Annotated in this window: 23 protein-coding genes; 12 read left to right on the top strand and 11 right to left on the bottom strand. The window is 48.3% G+C overall.

Annotated features, from left to right (window positions below; all coding sequences use genetic code 11):
• Positions 1-7: 7 nt before the first annotated feature.
• Both rpsA and cmk read right to left on the bottom strand, forming a co-directional pair.
• Positions 8-1,693, bottom strand: a complete 1,686-nt coding sequence (gene rpsA / locus KCG55_RS10395) for a 30S ribosomal protein S1 (protein WP_003678994.1) — start codon at positions 1,691-1,693, stop codon at positions 8-10.
• 154 nt (positions 1,694-1,847) lie between these two features.
• Positions 1,848-2,507, bottom strand: coding sequence for a (d)CMP kinase (gene cmk, locus KCG55_RS10390; RefSeq protein WP_049344765.1), 660 nt, complete (start codon positions 2,505-2,507; stop codon positions 1,848-1,850).
• A gap of 216 nt (positions 2,508-2,723) precedes the next feature.
• Here cmk and ruvB point away from each other — a divergent pair, with 216 nt between their 5' ends.
• From ruvB to KCG55_RS10355, 7 genes are all read left to right on the top strand, one after another.
• Positions 2,724-3,755, top strand: coding sequence for a Holliday junction branch migration DNA helicase RuvB (ruvB, locus tag KCG55_RS10385; RefSeq protein ID WP_254322987.1), 1,032 nt, complete (start codon positions 2,724-2,726; stop codon positions 3,753-3,755).
• Positions 3,756-3,877: 122 nt separating this feature from the next.
• Entirely contained in the window at positions 3,878-5,785 is a 1,908-nt protein-coding gene (locus KCG55_RS10380; protein ID WP_254322986.1) for an ATP-binding cassette domain-containing protein, read from the top strand.
• Between the two features lie 90 nt (positions 5,786-5,875).
• On the top strand, positions 5,876-6,307 hold the full coding sequence (locus tag KCG55_RS10375) for a type II toxin-antitoxin system RatA family toxin (RefSeq protein ID WP_070589743.1): 432 nt from the start codon (positions 5,876-5,878) through the stop codon (positions 6,305-6,307).
• Complete coding sequence (locus KCG55_RS10370) at positions 6,300-6,572, top strand: RnfH family protein (protein WP_254322985.1); 273 nt, start codon at positions 6,300-6,302, stop codon at positions 6,570-6,572. The genes KCG55_RS10375 and KCG55_RS10370 overlap by 8 nt, the downstream gene beginning before the upstream one ends.
• A gap of 54 nt (positions 6,573-6,626) precedes the next feature.
• Positions 6,627-7,205 carry an aminoacyl-tRNA hydrolase gene (pth, locus tag KCG55_RS10365; RefSeq protein ID WP_003683307.1) on the top strand — a complete coding sequence of 193 codons (579 nt, stop codon included), beginning with the start codon at positions 6,627-6,629 and terminating at the stop codon, positions 7,203-7,205.
• 103 nt (positions 7,206-7,308) lie between these two features.
• Positions 7,309-7,518 carry a dioxygenase gene (locus KCG55_RS10360; protein ID WP_254322984.1) on the top strand — a complete coding sequence of 70 codons (210 nt, stop codon included), beginning with the start codon at positions 7,309-7,311 and terminating at the stop codon, positions 7,516-7,518.
• A complete protein-coding gene (locus tag KCG55_RS10355; protein WP_254322983.1) occupies positions 7,515-7,883 on the top strand; it encodes a VanZ family protein in 369 nt (122 codons plus the stop codon). Before KCG55_RS10360 ends, KCG55_RS10355 begins: the two co-directional genes overlap by 4 nt.
• Before the next feature lie 112 nt (positions 7,884-7,995).
• On the opposite strand, the gene KCG55_RS10350 is transcribed toward KCG55_RS10355, so the two are convergent.
• The 8 genes from KCG55_RS10350 to dapA form a co-directional block, all read right to left on the bottom strand.
• Positions 7,996-8,586, bottom strand: a complete 591-nt coding sequence (locus tag KCG55_RS10350; protein ID WP_254322982.1) for an opacity family porin — start codon at positions 8,584-8,586, stop codon at positions 7,996-7,998.
• 135 nt (positions 8,587-8,721) lie between these two features.
• Positions 8,722-9,897: a radical SAM family heme chaperone HemW gene (gene hemW / locus KCG55_RS10345; RefSeq protein ID WP_254322981.1), complete on the bottom strand. Its 1,176-nt coding sequence runs from the start codon at positions 9,895-9,897 to the stop codon at positions 8,722-8,724.
• A gap of 96 nt (positions 9,898-9,993) precedes the next feature.
• Positions 9,994-10,356: a thioredoxin gene (locus KCG55_RS10340; RefSeq protein WP_254322980.1), complete on the bottom strand. Its 363-nt coding sequence runs from the start codon at positions 10,354-10,356 to the stop codon at positions 9,994-9,996.
• 58 nt (positions 10,357-10,414) lie between these two features.
• The gene (locus KCG55_RS10335; RefSeq protein WP_254322979.1) at positions 10,415-10,924 is read right to left on the bottom strand and encodes a hypothetical protein; all 510 of its coding nucleotides are present in this window, start codon (positions 10,922-10,924) and stop codon (positions 10,415-10,417) included.
• Positions 10,925-10,999: 75 nt separating this feature from the next.
• Complete coding sequence (rdgB, locus tag KCG55_RS10330; protein ID WP_254322978.1) at positions 11,000-11,593, bottom strand: RdgB/HAM1 family non-canonical purine NTP pyrophosphatase; 594 nt, start codon at positions 11,591-11,593, stop codon at positions 11,000-11,002.
• A gap of 9 nt (positions 11,594-11,602) precedes the next feature.
• Entirely contained in the window at positions 11,603-11,833 is a 231-nt protein-coding gene (locus tag KCG55_RS10325) for an NGO_0222 family membrane protein (protein WP_003679018.1), read from the bottom strand.
• Positions 11,834-11,954: 121 nt separating this feature from the next.
• Positions 11,955-13,040, bottom strand: a complete 1,086-nt coding sequence (gene bamC / locus KCG55_RS10320; RefSeq protein WP_377073263.1) for an outer membrane protein assembly factor BamC — start codon at positions 13,038-13,040, stop codon at positions 11,955-11,957.
• Between the two features lie 126 nt (positions 13,041-13,166).
• Positions 13,167-14,042, bottom strand: a complete 876-nt coding sequence (gene dapA / locus KCG55_RS10315) for a 4-hydroxy-tetrahydrodipicolinate synthase (RefSeq protein ID WP_070589725.1) — start codon at positions 14,040-14,042, stop codon at positions 13,167-13,169.
• 336 nt (positions 14,043-14,378) lie between these two features.
• On the opposite strand from dapA, the gene KCG55_RS10310 reads away from it, so the two are divergent.
• The 5 genes from KCG55_RS10310 to KCG55_RS10290 all read left to right on the top strand — a co-directional run bounded on the left by KCG55_RS10310 (position 14,379) and on the right by KCG55_RS10290 (position 20,308).
• The gene (locus KCG55_RS10310; RefSeq protein ID WP_036490659.1) at positions 14,379-15,770 is read left to right on the top strand and encodes a nucleobase:cation symporter-2 family protein; all 1,392 of its coding nucleotides are present in this window, start codon (positions 14,379-14,381) and stop codon (positions 15,768-15,770) included.
• Between the two features lie 121 nt (positions 15,771-15,891).
• Positions 15,892-17,034 (top strand): THUMP domain-containing class I SAM-dependent RNA methyltransferase, encoded by a 1,143-nt coding sequence (locus KCG55_RS10305; RefSeq protein ID WP_254322977.1) that lies wholly within the window; start codon positions 15,892-15,894, stop codon positions 17,032-17,034.
• Positions 17,035-17,320: 286 nt separating this feature from the next.
• Positions 17,321-17,830, top strand: a complete 510-nt coding sequence (gene nrdG, locus KCG55_RS10300) for an anaerobic ribonucleoside-triphosphate reductase activating protein (protein WP_254322976.1) — start codon at positions 17,321-17,323, stop codon at positions 17,828-17,830.
• 117 nt (positions 17,831-17,947) lie between these two features.
• Positions 17,948-19,729 carry an anaerobic ribonucleoside-triphosphate reductase gene (gene nrdD / locus KCG55_RS10295; protein WP_254322975.1) on the top strand — a complete coding sequence of 594 codons (1,782 nt, stop codon included), beginning with the start codon at positions 17,948-17,950 and terminating at the stop codon, positions 19,727-19,729.
• A gap of 189 nt (positions 19,730-19,918) precedes the next feature.
• Positions 19,919-20,308, top strand: a complete 390-nt coding sequence (locus KCG55_RS10290; RefSeq protein ID WP_070504841.1) for a DUF5339 family protein — start codon at positions 19,919-19,921, stop codon at positions 20,306-20,308.
• 384 nt (positions 20,309-20,692) lie between these two features.
• On the opposite strand, the gene KCG55_RS10285 is transcribed toward KCG55_RS10290, so the two are convergent.
• Positions 20,693-21,223 (bottom strand): REP-associated tyrosine transposase, encoded by a 531-nt coding sequence (locus KCG55_RS10285; RefSeq protein WP_254322974.1) that lies wholly within the window; start codon positions 21,221-21,223, stop codon positions 20,693-20,695.
• Between the last annotated feature and the right edge of the window lie 154 nt (positions 21,224-21,377).

Genomic DNA, 21,377 nt, shown 5'->3' with positions numbered 1-21,377 from the left:
TGCAACCTTATTCTTGGTCGCCGGACAGTTTGGCTTTCAGCAAGTCGCCCAGGCTGGTAGTACCTGCATTGGCAGTTGCAGCGGCGTTAACTGAATTCAGCGCTTCGCGGTTTTCTTTAGCGTCTTTCGCTTTAACAGACAGACGGATGCTGCGGTTTTTGCGGTCAACGGTAACGATAACGGCTTCAACTTCGTCGCCTTCTTTCAGTTTGGTAGTCAGGTCTTCAACGCGGTCAGCGGCGAATTCAGAAGCAGGCAGGTAGCCTTCAACTTCTTCAGACAGAGCTACTACGGCACCTTTGGCGTCAACAGATTTCACAGAACCTTTAACCAAAGAACCTTTATCGTTTACGCTGATGAAGTTGCCGAACGGATCACCTTCCAGTTGTTTGATGCCCAAAGAGATACGTTCTTTTTCAACGTCGATGGCCAATACAACGGCTTCAACTTCTTCGCCTTTTTTGTATTTGCGTACAGCTTCTTCGCCGGCTTCAGTCCAAGACAGGTCGGACAAGTGAACCAGACCGTCGATGCCGCCAGGCAAACCTACAAATACGCCGAAGTCAGTGATAGATTTAACTGCGCCGGAGATTTTGTCGCCTTTGTTGTGGTTGGCGGCAAACTCTTCCCAAGGGTTAGCTTGGCATTGTTTCATACCCAAAGAGATACGGCGGCGGTCTTCGTCGATTTCCAGGATCATGACTTCAACTTCGTCACCCAGTTGAACAACTTTGCTTGGGTGTACGTTTTTGTTGGTCCAATCCATTTCGGAAACGTGTACCAAACCTTCGATGCCTTGTTCGATTTCAACGAACGCACCGTAGTCAGTCAGGTTGGATACTTTACCGAACAGGCGGGTACCTTGTGGGTAACGACGGGTCAGGCCGCTCCAAGGATCTTCGCCCAGTTGTTTCATACCCAAAGAAACGCGTTGTTTGTCTTGGTCGAATTTCAGGACTTTGGCTTCTACTTCTTGACCAACTTCCAAAACTTCGCTTGGGTGTTTCACACGGCGCCATGCCAAGTCGGTGATGTGCAACAGACCATCGATGCCGCCCAAGTCAACGAATGCACCGTAATCGGTGATGTTTTTAACGATACCTTTGATAACTGAACCTTCTTGCAGGTTTTCCAGCAAGGCTTTGCGTTCTTCGCCCAAAGTAGCTTCCAGAACAGCGCGGCGGGATACAACAACGTTGTTGCGTTTTTTGTCCAGTTTGATCACTTTGAATTCAATTTCTTTGCCTTCGAAGTGAGAGGTGTCTTTTACAGGACGTACGTCAACCAAAGAACCCGGCAGGAATGCGCGGATGCTGTTGATCATAACAGTCAGACCGCCTTTGACTTTGCCATTGATAACGCCGGACAGGATGTCGCCGTTTTCCATAGCTTCTTCCAAAGCGATCCAGTCGGCAGCGCGTTTGGCTTTTTCGCGGGACAGTTTGGTTTCGCCGAAGCCGTTTTCAACAGATTCGATGGTAACGGTAACGAAATCGCCAACTTTAACTTCAATCTCGCCCTGAGCGTTTTTGAATTCAGCAACATCAATCAGAGATTCTGATTTCAGACCTGCGTTAACGGTAACGAAGTTTTGATCGATGCCGACTACTTCGGCAGTAATCACTTCACCTGGGTTCATCTCTTGCAGGGTAAAGCTTTCTTCCAGCAGCTGGGCAAAATTTTCCATAGTCATATATACTCTTTTCGGTACACCGCCAAGGGGTGCGGGTTAGGTTTGAAATGACCTGCCGTCCTTGGCGCGGCAGGTTGGGAAATGTTTTCAGACGGCCTTGTTATAGGGTTAACAGGCCGTCTGAAATGAAAACTTCGCGATTATACTCCAAATTTTAAACTTTATGATACCAATCAAGCACTTTTTTTACAGCTTCTTCGATAGAAAGGTTATCAGTATCTAAAAGCAGGGCATCGGGCAGTTGTTTCAACGGAGCAACAGGGCGGCGGCGGTCTGCTTCATCGCGCGCTTCAATATCCGACAAAATACGCTCGAATGCAACGCCTTCGCATGGGATACCGAGTTGCTTTGCACGACGTTGGGCGCGGACATTGGCACTCGCGGTCAGGAAAATTTTTAATGCGGCATCAGGGAAAATAACCGAGCCGATATCGCGACCGTCGGCGACCAAACCTTTTTCGGTTAGGAAGTCGCGTTGGCGCTGCAAAAGGGCGGCACGCACTTTAGGCAACTGCGCGACGGCAGATGCGCCCATGCCGATTGCTTCGGTACGGATTTGCTCGGATACATCTTCGCCGTTTAATAATACGGCGCTGCCTTCAAATTGTGCGGGCAAGGTTTCTGCCAGTGTGCTGACGGCATCTTCATCTGTCCAGGCGACATTTTGTTTTTGTGCGTAAAGCGCGGTCAGGCGGTAAAGCGCACCGGAGTCTAGGTAAAGAAAACCCAAAGCTTCGGCTACGCGTGAGGCAACCGTCCCTTTGCCGGATGCGCTGGGGCCGTCGATGGCGATAACTTTTTGCTTGAGGCTCATGTGTTCTCCTGAATGCGATAGGTATTTGAATTAACCGTTTATTATACGTTGCTTTGGCCGTCTGAAAACGAAAATTTTTGTGTGATTCAGATTTGAGGGGAAAGCGGCTCGGCCTTATCGGGTATAATGGCCAAAATCATAATTTAACCGCTTTATCTGATTGTTCGGGCCGTCTGAAATAACGGGTCGGGAACGGTCTTAGAATTTAGAAACATTATGTTACAAACCGATAATCTTACTTCTGCACAACCTCAGCGTATTATCACTGCTCAAAATATTTCAGCTCAGGAAGAATTGCTTGAACGCGCTTTACGTCCGAAAACTTTAGACGACTATATCGGGCAGGATAAGGCAAAAGAGCAGTTGGCTATTTTTATTCAGGCGGCGAAAAAACGTGGCGAAGCGCTTGACCACACTTTGTTGTTTGGCCCTCCGGGTTTGGGCAAAACTACTTTGGCGCATATTATCGCCAAGGAGTTAGGCGTTAATTTGCGCCAAACCAGCGGCCCGGTTTTGGAACGTGCAGGCGACCTTGCAGCCTTGTTGACCAATCTCGAGCCGCATGATGTGCTGTTTATCGATGAAATCCACCGCTTAAGCCCTGTGGTTGAAGAAATCCTTTATCCTGCGCTTGAAGATTATCAGTTGGACATCATGATAGGCGAAGGGCCGGCCGCGCGTTCGGTCAAAATCGATTTGCCGCCGTTTACATTGGTAGGCGCGACGACCCGTGCCGGTATGCTGACCAATCCTTTGCGTGATCGTTTCGGTATCGTGTCCCGATTAGAGTTTTATCAGAATAAAGACTTGGCAACTATTGTTGCCCGTTCTGCACAATTGTTGCAGTTGGATATGGGCGACGAGGGCGCGATGGAAGTAGCCAAGCGCAGCCGCGGTACGCCGCGTATTGCCAACCGCCTTTTGCGACGTGTACGCGATTATGCCGATGTGAAAAACAACGGCGTCATTGATGCGGAAATTGCCGATGCTGCCTTGAGTATGCTGGATGTGGACGGGCAAGGTTTGGATGTGATGGATAGGAAATTCCTTGAGGCGATTCTGCACAAGTTCAGCGGCGGTCCTGTCGGTTTAGAAAACGTGGCCGCTGCGATTGGCGAATCGACCGATACCATCGAAGATGTGATTGAGCCTTATCTGATTCAACAAGGCTTTTTACAGCGTACACCGCGCGGACGCGTAGCAACCGAAAGAGCCTATCTGCATTTCGGTTTGAAGGTTCAAAAATAATAATGAAGGCCGTCTGAAAACTGCTTTCAGACGGCCTGATACTTTCAATTTCATATGATTATCGGCAAATATCTGCCGATAATCGGTTAAAATGTCTCCCTTTTCTTTTTTGAAGTTTCCCCATGAATATCTTATCCGTAGAAAATGCTTCTTTTGCCGTCGGCCACGTCGCCTTGCTTGACAAAACTTCTTTTCAACTCGACAGTGGTGAGAAAATCGGTTTAATCGGTCGTAATGGTGCGGGTAAGTCTTCGTTTTTAAAAATTCTTGCAGGAGTACAAAAGCTCGATGACGGGCAGATTATTGTTCAAAACAACCTCAAAATCGTTTATGTACCGCAGGAATCTTTTTTTGATAAGGACGCAACCGTATTTGATACTGTTGCCGAAGGTTTGGGCGAAGTTCGCGATTTATTGCGCCGTTATCATCATGTCAGCCATGAGTTGGAAAATGGTTCGAGTGAGGCTTTGTTAAAAGAGCTCAACGAATTGCAACTTGAAATCGAAGCGAAGGACGGCTGGAAACTGGATGCGGCAGTCAAGCAGACTTTGGGGGAACTGGGTTTGCCGGAAAACGAAAAAATCGGCAACCTTTCCGGCGGGCAGAAAAAACGCGTTGCCTTGGCGCAGGCCTGGGTGCAGAAGCCCGACGTATTGCTGCTGGATGAGCCGACCAACCACTTGGACATCGACGCGATTATCTGGCTTGAAAACCTGCTCAAAGCGTTTGAAGGCAGCCTAGTCGTGATTACCCACGACCGCCGTTTTTTGGACAATATCGCCACGCGCATTGTCGAACTAGACCGCGGCATTCTGCGCTCCTATCCCGGCTCGTTCTCCAAATACAGCGAGAAAAAAGCGCAAGAGTTGGCAGTCGAGGCGGAACATAACCGCTTGTTTGATAAATTCCATGCTCAGGAAGAAGCATGGATACGCAAAGGCATCGAAGCGCGCCGTACCCGTAATGAAGGCCGCGTGCGCCGTTTGGAAGAGCTGCGCCGCCAGCGCGCCGAACGCCGCAATGTACAAGGGCAGGTCAACTTTAAGCTCGATAGCGGCGAAAAAAGCGGCAAAATCATCGCCGAATTGGAACACGCTTCGTTTGCCTATGGCGACAAAGTCATTATGGACAAATTCTCCGCCATCTTGCAGCGCGGAGACAAAATCGGCTTAATCGGTCCAAACGGTATCGGCAAAACCACCTTCCTTAAGCTGATTTTGGGCGAATTGCAGCCGACCTACGGCAGAATCCGTATCGGCAGTAAGCAAGAGGTTGCCTATTTCGACCAGTTCCGCAGTGCGTTGAACGAAAACGACACCGTGTTTTACACGCTCGGACAGGGCAATGATTACGTTGAAGTCGGCGGTAAGAAAAAGCACGTGATGAGCTATTTGGAAGATTTCCTGTTTCATCCGGCTCGCGCACAAAGTCCTGTTTCCTCACTCTCCGGCGGCGAACGCAACCGCCTTCTGCTTGCAAAACTCTTTACCCGTCCTGCCAATATCCTGGTTTTGGACGAACCGACCAACGACTTGGACATCGACACCCAAGAGCTGCTCGAAGACCTGCTGCGCGATTACCAAGGCACGGTATTCCTTGTCTCGCATGACCGTATGTTCTTAGATAATGTGATTACCCAAAGCATTGTTTTCGAAGGACAAGGCCGTCTGAAAGAATACATCGGCGGCTATCAGGATTATATCGATGCAAAATCGCGGGAAGATAAAATTCAGACGGCCTCGGCGCCTAAAGCGGTTGCCGAGCCTGAAAAAGTCAAACCCAAAGCCAACCGTACGGTCAAACTTTCCTATAAAGAACAGCGTGAACTCGATGCCCTGCCTGATGAAATCGCCGCTTTGGAAACCGAACAGGCTGAAATCAATACCCAGCTTTCCGATCCTGAAATTTTCAAAGATTACGAAAAAGCAGGTGCATTGCAAAGCAGGGCTGAAGGAATTGAAATGCTGCTTTTGGAAAAGCTGGAACGCTGGGAATGGCTGGAAGCGAAACAAAATGGAGAAGCGGTTTAAATTGGGAATATTGTCCCAAATTAGGGCAGATATTTTTCTAAATCATGCCGTCTGAACCCTGAATATTCAAAAACAAGGTCTACAACCAACATGAAAAAAGTCGAGAAAAACGTATTGGTGCTGCATAGCGCTAAGGAAATGTTTGAGCTGGTGGACAAAGTTGAGGACTATCCAAAATTTTTGCCGTGGTACAGCAAGACCGAAGTCATCGAACGCAAAGGCAATGAGCTAAAAGCGCGCCTGTTTATGGACTATATGCGCGTCAAACAGTCATTTGCAACGCACAACCACAATATCCCGGGGCAGGAAATCCGCATGGATTTGCTCGAAGGGCCGTTTAAAATCCTGCGCGGCACTTGGAGATTTATCGATTTGGGCGATGATATGTGCAAAGTCGAATTCAGATTAGAATACGATTTCTCCAATGCCGTACTTTCAGCCATGATTTCCCCGGTGTTCGGACATCTCGCCGGTACGCTGGTGGATGCTTTTATTAAAGAGGCCGACCGCCGTTATGCTTGAGATTGAAATTGTTTACGGACTGGCCGAGAGGCAAGTGTTGAAGAGCATGACCGTTGTCGAAGGTACAACCGTACGCGAGGCTGCCCGACAAAGCGGTTTGGAGGTGGAGTTCCCAGAGTTGGATTTACAGCAAGCGCCTTTGGGCATTTTCGGCAAGGCTGTGAAAGATGAGACTGTGTTACGCGATGGCGATAGGATTGAGGTCTATCGTCCATTGTTGATTGATCCGAAAGAAGCAAGACGTAAACGCGCCGAGCAAGAATAAATCAAAGGCCGTCTGAAACTTTTTCAGACGGCCTGTCAAACTGAAAGAACAGTAATGAGCTTGAAAATTAAATTAATCGTCGGTTTGGGTAATCCAGGCCAAGAATACGAACAAACGCGCCACAATGTCGGCTTTTGGCTGTTGGACGAACTGGCGTGGAAATGGAAAGTCAATTTTAAAGACGAAAAGAAATTTTACGGCGAAGTAGCGCGCGCCACTACGCCTGATGGTGATGTTTGGCTGCTCAAACCCATGACCTTTATGAACCGATCCGGTCAGGCCGTTGCCGCTTTGGCTCAGTTTTACAAAATCAAGCCGGAGGAAATCTTGGTGGTTCATGACGAGCTGGATATTCCATGCGGCCGTATCAAATTCAAACTTGGCGGCGGCAACGGCGGACATAACGGCCTTAAAGACATTCAGGCTCGTTTGGGTACGCCTAATTTCTACCGCCTGCGCTTGGGTATTGATCATCCGGGCGACCGTAATCTGGTTGTCGGTTATGTGTTGAATAAACCGTCGGCGGAACACAGACAGCAAATTGATGATTCTATCGCTAAATCCCTGCAAGGATTGCCGGCCGTGTTAAATGGCGAATGGGAAGAAGCAACACGTTTTTTGCACAGTAAGTAAGCGTACCCGAATCAAACGGGTTAGTCTTGCACATCATGTTCAGACGGCCTGAAAATAGACGGCGCGGTTTGGCTAGCGATAACCAATCAAAGAAACAGTAAATATGAACGAACTGACCAGTCTGATGCAGACCGAAGCCCCAGGCATTGTTGGCGAAACATTAGACTTCTGCCTTTACGAATGTAGTATTGAAGATGCCCCGGATGCAGAAGAAGTGGCACAATGGCGTGATATTTTGAAGACGCGGGGTGGGAAATTTGTCCGCTTGGCAGATATCTGCCAAACATGGTTGGATGAAGAGGCCGAGAAATGAAAGCCTTGCCATTAAACAAATTTACTGCTGCTGCCTTGATTTGGTTTGCCGCCGCCATTTATGCCTTACTTTTCAAAGAGGGCGGCAATAGCGCTCCACCATTTCCCCATTTTGATAAAGTCGGTCATTTCGGACTGTTTTTCGGTCAGGCATGGCTGTGCGCAAAAATATTTATTCAAGACAATAGGAATATTCCCTATAAAGGCATTCTGTTTGCCGCTTTATTGTTTGCAATAGGCAGTGAGCTGGCTCAGGCATTTCTGACTGCTACGCGCCAAGGTTCGATCGCGGATGGTATTGCCGATATGGCAGGTACGGCTGTGGCGCTGTGGTTTGCAGAAAAAGTAAAAGCAGCAAAAAGTTAGATATATTTAAAGAAGTTAAAAGGCCGTCTGAAATCCTGAGAAATAGGTTTCAGACGGCCTTTTGTTACTTGATGCATGAGGCAATCGTTGCTTCATGCCAAGGATTCAAACATTAGAAGGTTACACGCACACCAGCAGATACTTCATGGGATTGTAATTTGGTTTCTTCAAATTTACCCCAGTAGTTGTATCGGTAACCAGCATCCAAGTCAACATTAGGAGTAATTTCGTAGCTTACGCCAGCCATTGCACCAATACCGGTTTTAGTTTTACGATAGTTTGCTTCGTAGTAGTAACCTGGAGCTGTATCAGTAAAATCAGCTGATACGCGGTTGATGCCTAAACGGGCACCGACATAAGGCTTAACAGGTGTATTTGTATTGAAGTCATAGATTGCTGAAACGCCAACACTTTGGAATTTAGCTTTATTTTTTGAATGGAAAGAGCCTTTTGAGAAGTTTTCTTCAAAAGATTTGTAGTGAGTGTAATCAGCACCAAGACGGAAATCGCCAAAGTCATAACCTACAGACAAACGTGGGCTAAAGCCTTTAGCTTTTTCGTCGAATGTAGCACTACCAGAGTTGTCTTTTAAGTTAACAGAAGCATAACCGGCATCTGCCTGAACATAAACACCTCTGTTTGCATCAGCCAATGCGAATGTAGGCAGGGAAAGAGCAATCAGTGTTACCAGAACTTTTTTCATTGTTTTGTCCTTAACGTAGGATTAAAAGTAGTAGATAATCGCTGGGATTGTTTATTCCCAACAATTATCCTGATTGTATTTTCTTGTTGTAAATTAAGCAAATCTAAAAATGTTTCAACTGTTGTAAAAAGGCACTTATAAAAAACACTGTAATAAGTCGTTTAAGAACAAACGGCCTTGCTCGGTTGGGCGGAACACAGTCGGGTCTGATTCAAGCAGGCCTTTTTGTCTGGCGGTTTCGATTTGAGCCATGATTTTTGCAGTGGGTACGCCGGTACGTTCCTGCAGCATTGAGGCAGGTACGCCGTCGGTTAGACGCAGGGCATTCATCATGAACTCGAATGGAAGGTCTTCGTCAGCAACAGTTTTGCGTTCGACTGCTTCATGCGGATTGCTCTGCATGGCGGCAAGATAGTCATTAGGGTGGCGACGGCGGATAGTTCGCTCGATACGGTCGGGATAGGAAATTTTGCCATGCGCACCCGCTCCTATACCCAAGTAATCGCCAAACTGCCAGTAGTTCAAATTATGGCGGCACTGCATATTAGCTTTTGCAAAAGCCGATGTTTCGTAGTGAATAAAGCCTGCGCCTTCCAATTCGCCATGTACGGCATCTTCAATATCCAATGCTGCGTCATCTTGTGGTAAACCTTTTGGTGGCGTATGACCAAAAGGCGTGTTTGGTTCCATTGTCAGATGATATGCGCTGATATGCGATACGCCTGTTGCAATAGCGGTTTGCACATCGTTTAAGGCCGTCTGAACGGTTTGGTTTGGCAGGGCATACATCAAATCGATATTAACTTTATCAAATAATTTCAATGCAGTATCAATGGCTGACAGGGCTTCTTTGCCATTGTGAACGCGTCCCAATCGAGCAAGCATATCGTCGTTAAAACTTTGTACGCCGATAGACAGACGCGTAATGCCTGCGTCTTTAAATCCTTGAAATTTTTCAATTTCAAATGTGCCCGGGTTCGCTTCTAAAGTAATTTCCGCTTCAGGTTGTAAGCGCAACAGCGAACGCACGCCACTTAACAAACGGTCAATTGATTCCGCTTGAAACAGGCTGGGTGTGCCGCCGCCGAAGAATATCGTTTCTACCGGTCTGCCCCAAATATTGGGCAACTCAAGCTGCAAGTCGGTTAATAGGGCATCGATATAGGCTTCTTCCGGCAGGCCGTTTTTCAGGCTGTGGGAATTGAAGTCGCAATATGGACATTTTTTAATGCACCAAGGAATATGGATATAGAGTGATAAAGGAGGCAGGGCGGTTAGCTGGCCAGGGCGTTGGAAAGTGATTTGGGTCATGGTATGTGTTGAGGCTCAAGGCCGTCTGAAATTTTTAGGCCGTTATTTTAACTGAAATGTCGGCCGGGAAAGTAATCAGTAGGAAATTTGCGCAGTCTAAGCGCTCAAAAAAGCTTCAATTTCTTCTTCTGATAATTTGGAATTGCAGACAAATTTTATTTTGCCTTGTGAGATGTTGAGTAATGCGGGAACAGTTTTGATGCCGTGTTGTTCACGAAAAGTCTTTAAAGCTGCTTTGTTGCTGCTGTCTGTAAAGCGGATAGTAAGCTGCTTGTTTAAGGAAACGGTAAATAGTTTTGCAACAAAACGGCGACAGTATGAACAGCTTGGTTTGCCTAGAAAGATGATAGCAGTTTCTTGACTGTCAATGAGTTGCAGAAGTTCGTCAGGTGTGGTTGGGATGAAGGCAGCAACGTGTTTTGCAAAGGCTGCCAATTCTTCAGGTGTGGGCTTGGGCATGGGAATGAATGTGAGGTAGGCCGTCTGAAGGCTTCAGACGGCCTGTTGTTTTTATGTATTAAAGTCTTTTGCGTATCCAAGACGAGAGTTTGGGTGCGCCGAATAGCAGAAAAATGCCGATAAAAAGCTGCGCGATGTTAGCAAGTATACCAGCTTGGTTTTGTGCGCCGAGATTCGCCCAAACAGATGTGTGTGTGTCGATAGCGATAGACTGTACAAAAAGATAGAGAGAGAACTGGTAAATTAGGTCGGGGATGGCTTGGAAAACAGTATATATGCCTATTAATATAATACCGGTCGTCAGCCATGGTGCAGGGTGTTTTGGGGCTTCCTGTACGGTTTGCAGATGTTCGGGCAATAGGCGGTTGGCAATGGTGGCAGGGAAACACCATAGCAGCAGCCATGCAATTAAATACAAGCCGTAGAACATCAGTACGGGCGGAATTTGTTTGCTGTCATACATGCTTTCTGACTGTGCGAATATGGTAGCAATGCCGCCAAGTGTTTGTACGATGCCGATTAAAACGACCAAGCGGATGGCGACAATCAGGATTTGCTTAGGGGACATGGATTTCTTTCATTATTTGTTGGATTTAGAACATCTAAAAAAACGTTTCAGGTTTTCAGACGGCCTATTATCGATTTATAAGGATTCAATTTTTCTTAACAATTCACGCAATGCTTGGGCGCGGTGGCTTTCGGCATTTTTGATTTCAGGGTCAAGCTCGGCGGCGGTGCAACCGTGTTCAGCCAGATAGAAATGCGGGTCGTAGCCGAAGCCGTTTGTGCCAGCTGCCTCGGTCTGCCATTGTCCGCGCCAGATGCCTTCGGCAATGATGGGCTGCGGGTCGTTTTCGTGGCGGACGAGGACGAGTATGCAGACGTAGTAGCAGCTTTTGTCGTCTTTATCGGCAAGATCGGCAGAGAGTTTGGCGTTATTTGCTGCATCGGATTTGGGGTTTTCGCCTGCATAACGTGCGGAGAAAATGCCGGGTGCGCCGTTTAAGGCGTTGGTGCAAATGCCGGAGTCGTCAGCAAGTGCCGGTAAGCCGCTGTATTTGGCGGCATGGCGTGCTTTAGCCAGGGCATTTTCAACAAAGGTATGGTACGGCTCGGGGCATTCGGGCGTATTGAACTGCGATTGCGGCAGGACTTCGATGTTTAAGTCGGCAAAGAGGCGGGAAAATTCTTTGAGTTTGCCTGCGTTGCCACTGGCAAGGACGATTTTTTCAAACATGGTTTTTCCTTAATGGTTTTCGGTTTGCTGCATACGAGCCATTTGTGCGCGTGCTTTGTGGCGGATGTAAAGGGCCAGGCTGCCGATTTGGGCAAAAACGGCGGCAAAGGCAAACAGAAAGGCGGCAACGGCAAATTGTTTGCTGTGAATGCTCAGAAGATAAGCGCCCAACAGAATCAGTACGATAAACATCAGGGTAAACAGGGCGGTCAGGAGCAGATAGGCTTTTTGTCGGGTCATGGCAGCTTGGGGGAGGGGGAAAATGTTCTGATTATAACGTCAGATTGGGAATTTGAAACCATGCCGGATTCGTTAAAAAGGCCGTCTGAATATTTCAGACGGCCTTAAGTCGAATAACGGATTAACGCAATTCTGTGTGCAGGCGGCTCAGCAATGTGGAGGCATCGCTGCCTTTGTATGGGCTGCCGTCTTTGTTCAACAGATGGAGGCGTGCGCCATTGTTGATAGGCTCAACATACACGATGATTTCAGGATACGTTTTTGGCGCTTCTGCTTTGCCTTTGCCAAATACGCGTTTGAACAGGCCTGGTTTTTTATTGGCAACTGCTTCGCCTTCGGTTGGCGCTTGTTGAACCAAGAAGGCGCGGCGTTCGGCATTTTGACCGATAACAGTCAGGCCGATGCGGTCAAGCGCAAGGGCGGTACGGCGCCAGTTGCGGCCGTAATCGCCTGCCAGCAACAGAGTGCCGTTGTCCACACGGGCCAATTCAGAAGCATTGCTGCGGGCGGCAACGCTTTGGGTCAGAGCCTGTTCGGCTTGCTGACCGTCAACGCCTAAGTATTGCATAAAGCGGGCGAGGAATGCGGCTTCGAGGTTAGGGTCGTTTTCACCCGGCTGCCACATCGTAGTGTCTTTTTTACGGTCGGCATAAACTTCTTTCATGCCTTTGTGGGCAAAGAAGATGTCGGTCGAACCGTTTTTACCTTGTTCGATGCGGATGATGAACTTGTCGCGTTCGCTGGTAGAGTAGATGCCGCCCAAGCCGACTTTATCCAACAGGCGGCGCAGGCTGTCTTGAGGGATCTTGGCTCGGTTTTCAGCCCACTCGGTTTCCATTTGGCCGATGGCCGGTTCTTCAGATTTGATGTCGAAACCGTTTTCTTGCCAGAATACTTTCAGCAACGGCCAAATTTCGCGAGGCGATTTGCCTTCGACAACCAACCAGCGTTGGTTGCCATCACGCTCAAGGCGTACGCCTTTAACGGATTTCAAGACTTCTGCATTGGCAGGCTGTTGTACGGCTTGGGTGCGGCGTTTGTTGAAATCGCTGGCACGGACGGCGCCGCTGCCTGCCGGTAATTGATAGAGGTTGCCTTGGTCTGGGTTGTTCAAATCAGGTGGTACTTCCAGTTTGACCAAACGGTGTGATTGACTTTGATAGTCGAGTTTGGGTTGTTCTTTTTTGCTGCCGGAACAGGCAGTCATGCTAATCAGGGCGAGGGCTACTACGATGGGTTTGATATAGGTCATCTTGTTTTCCTGTGGATGAAGTTCTTAACAGGGAGGCCGTCTGAAAAGGGTGTTTGGGATTCAGACGGCCTTATTTCCGGATCAGATTTGTCCTGATTTTTCCAGAGCGGCTCGGACTTTGGCTTGACCGGCTTCGGTCAGTGCTACCAAAGGCAGACGAACATGGGGTTCGCATTTGCCCAATAAGCTCAGGCCCCATTTAGGCGCGGCTGGGCTGGGCTCGCAGAACATGGTGTTATAAATTGGGATAAGTTGCTCGTTTAGACGACGGGCGGTCGCAATATCGCCCTCAAGGGCGGCTCGGCACATGTCGGCAAAGAGTTTCGGTGCGACGTTGGCTGCGACGGTTACCACGCCATGACCGCCACACAGCATGAAAGGCAGGCCGGTAGGGTCATCGCCGGATAAAACGACAAAACCTTCAGGAACGCTGTTGATCAATTCGATGTTGTTGCCGATATTGCCGCTGGCTTCTTTCACACCAACGATATTCGGAATCTCGGCCAAACGCAAAATAGTGTCGTTGCTCATACTGACGACGGTACGGCCGGGAACATTATAGATAACCATCGGAATCGAAGTGGCTTCGGCGATGGCTTTGAAATGTTGGTAAATGCCTTCTTGCGAAGGTTTGTTATAGTAGGGAACAACAGATAAGGTGTAGTCCGCACCGGCTTGCTCGGCTGCTTTGGAAAGGGCGATGGCTTCGACAGTATTGTTGGCGCCTGTGCCGGCGATAACGGGAACGCGCTTGTTGACGTGTTTGACAGTGGCTTCAATAACGGCCAAATGTTCTTCGACAGGCAGGGTGGCTGACTCGCCGGTGGTGCCGACTGCGACGATGCCGTCGGTGCCGTTTTCAATGTGCCAGTCAATTAAGTCATGAAGTTGTTCGTAGTTGATGCTGCCGTCTTGATTCATCGGGGTAATCAGGGCAACCAGACTGCCTTTTAACATACGGAAACCTTTAATTTTACGGTGTGGGTGGATTATTCATCGGATTGTAGCTTACTTTGTTGTTTGTGTGAAACATATCCGCTATGAGGCTTTGCAGTTTGATGATAACTTGTCATTATCTTAATGAATAATACATTTTTAAATCATTGGTTTGTTTGTTTTTAGATGGAAAAATGATGTCAAGAATTAAAATGTGTTAAGGCGGTTTGAGGCCGTCTGAAAACGGCTGGGCGGAACTTTCAGACGGCCTAATGGTTTTGAATTTGCTGATACATTTCAAATTGGTTAAAATACGCATCTTAATATTTTTTAACGATTCTTGAGAGAAGGTTCAACATGGCCGGAATGACTGAAAAACAGGCGGAATCGCTTGATTTGGTTTATGGTTTGGAAGACAAGCCGCCGTTTGGGAATGCGTTGTTGAGTGCGGTTACGCACCTTCTGGCGATTTTTGTCCCGATGATTACTCCGGCACTGATTGTCGGCGGGGCGTTGGAGCTGCCGGTTGAAATGACGGCTTATTTGGTGTCGATGGCGATGGTGGCTTCCGGCGTCGGCACTTATTTGCAGGTTAACCGTTTCGGGCCGGTCGGTTCGGGCATGCTGTCGATTCAGTCGGTCAACTTCTCTTTTGTTACCGTGATGATTGCGCTCGGTACCGGTATGAAAGAGGGCGGCTTGACTGAAGATGTGATGATTTCAACGCTCTTGGGCGTGTCCTTTGTCGGCGCGTTTTTGGTGTGCTTCTCCGCTTGGCTTTTGCCTTATTTGAAAAAAGTGATTACACCGACTGTAAGCGGCGTGGTCGTTATGTTGATCGGCTTGAGCTTGGTACATGTCGGCATTACCGATTTCGGTGGCGGCTTCGGTGCGAAAGCAGACGGTACGTTCGGCTCGATGGAAAACTTGGGTCTGGCATCGCTGGTGTTGCTGATTGTATTGGTTTTCAACTGCTTAAAAAATCCGTTGCTGCGCATGAGCGGCATCGCGGTGGGTTTGATTGTTGGTTATATCGTTGCGCTGTTTTTGGGTAAAGTAGATTTTTCCGCCCTGCAAAACCTGCCGCTGATTACCCTGCCGGTTCCGTTTAAATATGGTTTCGCATTTGATTGGCACGCGTTTATTGTCGCCGGTGCGATTTTCTTGTTGAGTGTATTTGAAGCGGTAGGCGATTTGACGGCGACTGCAATGGTCTCCGAGCAGCCGATTGAGGGTGAGGAATACACCAAACGTCTGCGCGGCGGCGTATTGGCAGATGGTTTGGTGTCTGTGATTGCGACGGCGTTGGGCTCTTTGCCTTTGACCACTTTTGCGCAAAATAACGGCGTGATTCAAATGACCGGCGTGGCTTCGCGCCATGTGGGCAAATATATTGCGGCAATTTTGGTATTGTTGGGCTTGTTCCCTGTTATCGGCCGCGCGTTTACCACGATTCCGAGTCCGGTTTTGGGTGGTGCGATGGTGTTGATGTTCGGCCTGATTGCGATTGCAGGCGTGCGGATTTTGGTCAGCCACGGTATTCGCCGTCGTGAAGCAGTCATCGCGGCTACTTCTGTCGGTTTGGGTTTGGGCGTGGCGTTTGAGCCGGAAGTGTTCAAAAACCTGCCGGTATTGTTCCAAAACTCAATTTCTGCCGGCGGTATTATGGCGGTATTGTTGAACTTAGTTTTGCCGGAAGATAAAACCGATAAAGCGGTTAAGGTTGAAACCGATAGTTTGGATCACTAAGCAAGCAATATTAAATTAAAAGGCCGTCTGAAGTTTCAGACGGCCTTTGGTTTTTCGGCTATAATATTGTTTTTATTTATTATCCGAGTGGTTCGGATAGCTCTACCCGGAAAGGTTTTATATGACGGTTTATTCACTTTTTATCACTTGTCCCCGCGGTTTGGAAGTGCCTTTGACGCAGGAACTCGAAAGCATGGCATGTCAGGACATTCGCGCTGTTGACGGCGGCGTGGCATGTAAAGGCACGATGGAGCAGGTGTATCGCATCAACCTGCATTCACGCGTTGCCAGCCGCGTTTTGCTGCGTTTGACCAAAGGCGGTTATCGCAACGAACACGATATCTACAAACTGGCACGAAATCTGCATTGGACAGGTTGGTTTAAGCTGGAGCAGACCTTCAAAGTCAAAGTTGAAGGCAAGCGCGCTAATGTGAAAAGCTTGGATTTTGTCGGTTTGAAAATCAAAGATGCCGTCTGCGATGCCTTCCGCGATATTTATGATGCGCGTCCGAGCGTGGGTAAAATCAATCCCGATATCCGCATTCATGCCTTTATCGATGAGCGCAATGTAGAAATCTTTATCGATACTTCCGGTGAGGCACTCTTCAAACGCGGCTATCGTCAGGATACCGGCGAAGCGCCATTGAGGGAAAACTTGGCGGCAGGTTTGCTGCTTTTGGCTGGCTACGACGGTACGCAGCCTTTCCAAGACCCGTTTTGCGGCAGCGGCACGATTGCCATCGAGGCGGCATGGATTGCGACACGCCGTGCGCCGGGCTTGATGCGCCGTTTCGGTTTTGAAAAACTGCAAAACTTCGACAAAGAAAAATGGCAAGCCCTGCGCCGAGAAGCTGAAAGACAAATTAAACTGGCCGCCGCACCAATTTCCGGCAGCGATAATGACCGTTATATGATCCGTGCCGCATTGGCCAATGCCCAAGCCGCCGAAGCGGATCATTTCATCCGCTTTGACGTGCAAGATGCGCAAGCCGCGCGGCCAAACGGCGAACACGGCATTATGATTTCCAACCCGCCTTATGGCGTGCGCCTTGCCGAAATTCAGGCTTTACAGGCGCTTTATCCTCAACTGGGCACATGGTTGAAACAGCATTACGCAGGCTGGCTGGTTGGGATGTTTACCGGCGATCGCGATATGCCGAAATTTATGCGCCTTTCTCCGAAGCGTAAGATTCCGCTGTTCAATGGCAACTTGGATTGCCGATTGTTTTTGATGGATATGGTTAAAGGCTCGAATCGAGGCTAAAACCTGGAATTGAGGCCGTCTGAAAGATGATTTCAGACGGCTTTTTTATTTTTTTGGATAGACTTTGCTATAACGGATTTTGCTTCTCTTTTTTTAATTTCAGGCCGTCTGAATCGTGTTCAGACGGCCTTTTTATTAACTTAAAGTCAAACCAATTATAGTAATTTACAATCAGTTAAATAATAAAAATCTATTAAATAAGTAAAATACATTGTTAAATAAAAATACCATATCTAGTAGTCTTGTGTTTTAATTTTCACCATATCTTGTGTTTTGTGGTATTGCAATGAGCAGCTTGAAATTTACAATTGAGCAAATTGTATGGCAGGAAGTGCCGGACGAAGTGTCGCTGGCGTTTCTGTTTTCCGGCTGTCCGTTGCGTTGCAAAGGTTGCCACAGTGCCGATACATGGAAAGAGGGTATCGGCACAGAATTGACCGAGGATTATTTAAAAGGCCGTCTGAAACGCTATCGCGGATTAATTAGCTGCGTGTTGTTTATGGGCGGGGAATGGCAGCCGGAAGCTTTACAGAAAATGCTGGGCATCGTGACGCAGGCGGGTCTGAAAGCCTGCTTGTACACCGGCTTGGAGCGTGAGGAGTTGGAGGCGGTTTCAGACGGTATCCTGCCTTATTTGACGTATCTGAAAACCGGCCGCTGGCAGATGGAGCTGGGTGGCTTAGACAGCCCGACCACCAATCAGAAGTTTGTCGATTTGCGCACGGGCGAGGTGTTGAACCGATTGTTTATCAAAGACAAACCCGCGCCTAAAGTGTTTCCAGTGGCTTCAATTTAGCCCGGTGCTGTATTGCACCGATTTAAATTGAATTTATTGTATTCGCTGACAGCGATGTTTCAGACGGCCTGACCGTCATTGCTTGATAAATCATCCAAACCATACAGGAGAATTAACATGATTCGGCTGCATCCCGAACAGTTAAACGGAAAACTACAATTTATGCGCGACTACATCAGCGCGCAAAACGCGGCGGACGGCTCGAAAATGGACGCCAATGCCAACGTTACCCAGAAAAACATCGCCACGATGGAAGCGGAAATCATGAAAGACTTTTTCGTGCAGATTAACCGCGCCCAAGTGTCGCGCAAAATCGCCGAAATTTTCGACCAATCCGTTGCCGACGAATACATCCGCCAGATTGAGGCGCATGAGATTTATGTGCACGACGAAACCAGCCTCAAGCCTTATTGTGTGTCGGTTACGCTGTATCCCTTCCTGCTCGACGGGTTAAGCAAACTCGGCGGTGAATCCAAAGCGCCACAACATTTGGCATCGTTTTGCGGCTCGTTTATTAATCTGGTGTTTGCCATCAGCGCGCAGTTTGCCGGTGCGGTGGCGACAGTGGAATTTCTGACCTATTTCGACTACTTCGCCCGCAAAGACTACGGCGACGATTATTTGGAAACCCACGGCAAAGAAATCGCCAACCACATGCAGCAGGTGGTGTACAGCATCAACCAGCCCGCCGCCGCGCGCGGCTATCAGAGCGTGTTTTGGAATATTTCCGTTTACGATCAATACTATTTCGACGCGATGTTCGGTGATTTCGTCTTCCCCGATTTCAGCAAACCGGTCTGGGCGAGCGTGGCGAAGCTGCAAAATTTTTTCCTAAAATGGTTCAATCAGGAACGCACCAAAGCCGTTTTGACTTTCCCCGTCGTGACCGCTGCGATGCTGACCGACGGTGGCAAATGCAAAGACACCGTGTTCGCCGACGAAATGGCGAAAGAGTTGGCGGAAGGCAATTCCTTCTTCGTCTATCTTTCCGATAACCCCGACTCCTTGGCTTCCTGCTGCCGCCTGCGCAACGCCATCGAAGACCGCACCTTCAGCTACACACTCGGTGCGGGCGGCGTGGCGACCGGCTCTATTAACGTCATCACCATCAACATGAACCGGTTGGAACAAGACGGGTGCGACCTTGCCGCCGAAGTCGCCAAAATTCACAAATACCAATACGCCTACCGCAAACTGATGGAAGAATACCAAGCCGCCGGAATGCTGCCCGTTTACGATGCAGGTTTCATCACGCTGGACAAACAGTTCCTCACCATCGGCATCAATGGCATGGCGGAAGCCGCCGAATCGCAAGGCATCAAAGTCGGTTACAACGACGACTACATTAACTTTGTCCAAGGCCGTCTGAAAACCATATTCGAAGCCAACCAAGCCGCCAGCAAACACTACGGTGTGAAGTTCAACACCGAGTTTGTCCCCGCCGAAAACCTCGGCGTGAAAAACGCCAAATGGGACAAAGCCGACGGCTACAAAGTCAGCCGCGAATGCTACAACTCCTATTTCTACGTCGTCGAAGACGAAGAAATCAACGCGCTCGACAAATTCCTGCTTCACGGCAAAGAACTGGTGGACTGGCTCGACGGCGGCTCCGCGTTGCACCTGAACCTAGACGAAGCCCTGCCCGAATCCGGCTACCGCTCGCTCTTGGACATCGCCGCACAAACCGGCTGCAACTACTTCTGCGTGAACGTGCGCATCACCATCTGCAACGAATGCGGCCACATTGACAAACGCACTTTGCACGCCTGTTCCGCCTGCGGCAGCCACGACATCGACTACGGCACCCGCGTCATCGGCTACCTGAAACGCGTATCCGCATTCAGTAGCGGACGGCGTAAAGAGCACGCGCTCAGACATTATCACCGTAAAGCGGCGTAATCATTGAATAAAGGATTACTTAAAAAAGCAAGGGCCGTCTGAAATTTCAGACGGCCTTTAGGATATTTAGATAGACTGACTCTTTCAATGATATGATTTTAATTAAATTAAACAACAATACTTGACACTTTAATATAATGAATTAACATATTACTTCCCTTAACCTAAATTCAAAAAAGCGAGAGACACATGAAAACATCAGCTTTATTGGCAGCTTTATTGGCAGCCCTGTCCCTGTCAGCATGCGGCGGCGGTTCAGGCTCATCTTCTTCTGCCGTTTGTGACGAGTACGAAAAAGCATTTGCCGAAGCAACTAAAGACGTAGATGCCGCAACAAAAGACATGATGCAAAAATCTTTCGAACAAACCAAAGAAGCCCTGAAAAACCTGCCTGCAGACCAACGCGATGCAACTTGTAAAACTTCTTTGGATGCTTTGAAAGGCGTACCTGCTGCAGAAACTCCTGAAGAAAAAGCCGAAGAAGCCAAAGATGCCGCTGAAGAGGCTAAAGAAGAAGCAAAAGACGCAGCGGAAGATGCCAAAGAAGCTGCTGAAGACGCTAAAGAAGAAGCTAAATAATACGGCTAAGCTTTATAGAAAAACGGATTCCAATAATTTGGAATCCGTTTTTTGTTTTGTAAATCAAGGTAGGTGTTTTTGAACAAGGAATTATTGCTTTCAGACGGCCATATTTAATGCCGTCTGAAAGCGTTAGTTTTAACTAAGTAAAATTTACAACAGCAAACCATTAATCAAACAACCGCGTGCGTGCGTATCGCACACACCCTACGCGTTGGTTTTGAAGTTCCGTGTGATTCGCAGGTAGGGTGTATGGCGTAGCCACGCACGCGGTTGTTTGGGTATGTAAGTTACGGATTATTCTACGTATTGATTTTAAAGTTTCGCGTGATTCACAGGTAGGATGTGTGCAGTACGCACGCGGTCGGTAATTTTTTATAGTATTCACTCTCCGAAACTCATTACCGCCGTTTCTTTTGTGCCGCCCCAATTTAACGGCAGCCATCCGTCCCGTACATAACGGTGAAACGATGAAAATGCCCAATCGCGGACATTGCCGCACAATCGATGTTTGACGGGATTGAAATGGATGTAGTCCGCGCAACGTTGCAAATCCGTTTCGTCGCGCACGGTGTGTTCGTAAAAACGCCGTTGCCAAATACCGCGTTCGTGCCGCCGCTGTTTGCTGGCAGACAGGTTTTCGGCATGAGGGAAATGTACGGAGAATTTGGTTTTAATCAGCCGCCAACGCAGGGAATAATCCGCATCGTCGGGCGGTAGCGTCCAAATGGCGTGAATGTGGTTCGCCAGCACGCATACGGCGACGGTTTCAAAGGGATATTGTTTTTGCACATCCATATAGGCCGCACGCAATAAGTCGATATGTTCGGCAAGCAGGCGCGATTTTGGGACGGCGAGTTTAACGGTAAAAAAGAATGTGCCGTCGGCAATGAAGTTTCTGCGATAACTCGCCATAGGTTTTTTGTTTGTGGTTCGTGTGTTGGAGAATGAATGGTTTGTTGTTTAAGGTTTTAACTTTGTTGAAGTTGACGTTTTCAGACGACATCGAAGTCGTCTGAAAAGTTGAAATAGCAAACCGTCAATCAGTCAACCGCACATAGCCGGCTGG

Origin of the sequence: Neisseria subflava, assembly GCF_024205745.1 — a bacterium.
Lineage (GTDB): Bacteria > Pseudomonadota > Gammaproteobacteria > Burkholderiales > Neisseriaceae > Neisseria > Neisseria flavescens_B.
This window is presented reverse-complemented; position numbering and strand designations above follow the sequence as displayed.